At 60.4% G+C, this 2,164-nt stretch carries 1 protein-coding gene; it reads left to right on the plus strand.

Annotated elements, in window-relative coordinates; translation table 11 throughout:
• Nucleotides 1-3: 3 nt before the first annotated feature.
• The coding region (locus tag FAP39_RS17260) for a VCBS domain-containing protein (protein ID WP_425471454.1) at nt 4-2,164 on the plus strand (2,161 nt) is incomplete at its 3' end.

Below are 2,164 nucleotides of genomic sequence, written 5' to 3' on the forward strand. Positions count from 1 at the left end.
TCCCTGGGCCAGACGGCCCCGGCGGGCTTCACGCTCAACCCCGACGGCTCGTGGGCCTTCGATCCGACCGACGCCGCCTATCAGCACCTCGCCGCAGGCGCGACGCAGCAGGTCACCATCCCGGTCACCGTGACCGACAAGAGCGGTGCCACCGACACGCAGAACCTTACCATCACCGTCACCGGCACCAATGATGGCCCGGCGGTCAGCGGCCCTGTCACCCTGCCCGGTGGCACCGAGGACACCGCGGTGCAGANTTCGGTCACCGGCCTGAGCGCCAGCCACGGCACAATCACCGGCGATGCGGCGCATGGCTTCACCTTCACGCCGGATGCGAACTACAATGGGGCGGTTCAGCTGAGCTATTCCGTCACGGACGGGCAGGGCGGCACTGTCGCGCAGACCGCCACGATGACACTAGGGGCCACCCCGGATGCGGCTGTGATTACCGGGGTGGGTGCGTCACTCAAAGAGGATGTCGGTGTTGGAACCGGTCTCGGCGACCATGGATTGCTGAGCGCTTACGGCCAATTTCATGTCACTGATCCGGATGGTGCCGCTGAATCGCAGTTTCCAGATATGGGGTTCCAAACCTACTCCGGATCTTTGGGGGGCAGCCTTCAAGTCAATCCGGATGGGCAGTACATTTACCACCTCGCCAACACTATCGTCGATCACCTCAAGACCGGAGAAGAAGCAAAGGACAGCTTTGTTATTCACAGCGTCGACGGGACAACCCATCCGGTGGAGTTCACTGTTGCAGGCACGAATGATGCACCCGTCGTGTATAGCAATCTCGTAACTAAGTTCGAAGGCGAAAATGTATTCAACGGCCATATTTCTGCTGGCGATCTGGACCACGATGATTCAACATCCCTGACATTTACCAGCGGTGCGCCCGTTGCGGGCTTCAATCTGAACAGCGACGGCAGTTATACCTTTGATCCTTCAAATGCTGCCTACCGCGGCATGAATGACGGGGATCATCGGATAATCTCCGTGCCGATCACAGTCACGGATGCGGACGGGTTGAGCAGTACTGGAAGTCTGAGAGTTCAGTTACTTGGACGGAACGATGCGCCAGTCCTATCGTCCGCGACAGCTTCGGCGACCGAGGACGGCAACGCTGTCTCGGGCCAAATGTCGGCAACGGATGTCGATGGCAGCTATTACACGCGGCAATACTCGCTAGGCCAAACAGCGCCTGCTGGCTTTACGCTGAACGCGAATGGCAGCTGGAGCTTTGATCCGACGGATGCCGCCTACCAGCATCTGGCGGCGGGCGCGACGCAGCAGGTGACCATCCCGGTCACCGTAACGGACAAGCAAGGTGCCACCGACACCGAGAACCTCGTCATCACCGTCACAGGTAGCAATGATGGTCCGACCGTCAGCGGTCCCGTTACGCTTCCGGGCGGGACCGAGGATACATCGGTGCAGATCACGGCGGCGCAGCTTCTTGCCCATGCCACGGATATAGACACGGGTGACACCCTTTCGGTGACGGGGCTAAGCGCCAGCCACGGCACGATCACCGGCGACGCGGCTACGGGTTTCACTTTCACGCCGGATGCGAACTACAACGGACCCGTCAACCTGAGTTATACTGTCACCGATAGCCATGGCGGGACAGTCGCACAGACGGCGACAATCGCGCTGGCCGCCCGGAATGACCCAGCCGTCATCAGTGGGACGGACACAGGCGATCTGACCGAAGACAAAAATGTCGGGCCATCTTCTGCACATCCGATTGCCGTTGGTGGAACCTTGATCGTCTCGGATCCTGACGGAGCGACATGGAACCACTTCCATTACTCTATTTGGGGGGAAAACGCTGTATCCGATCCTTTCGGCGGAAGCCTTCACATGGACGGCTATGGAAACTGGCACTATGCGGTGGACAACTCCAATACTGCCGTTCAACGTTTAGCCGCCGGTGAAGAAGGTCATGCCATATATCGGGTGAGCACCGCCGACGGGACGGCGCATCAGATTCAGATCACGGTTCACGGCACCGACGACGCGCCCGTTCTGACGGCGTCAGCGGCCTCGGCGACGGAAGACGGCCAGTCCGTGACGGGCCAGATGTCGGCCACGGATGTCGATCACGGCGACACGCAAACCTATTCCCTGGGCCAGACGGCCCCGGCGGGCTTCACGCTCA

It is taken from the genome of Shimia litoralis, from assembly GCF_005518135.1.
Classification (GTDB): domain Bacteria; phylum Pseudomonadota; class Alphaproteobacteria; order Rhodobacterales; family Rhodobacteraceae; genus Shimia_E; species Shimia_E litoralis.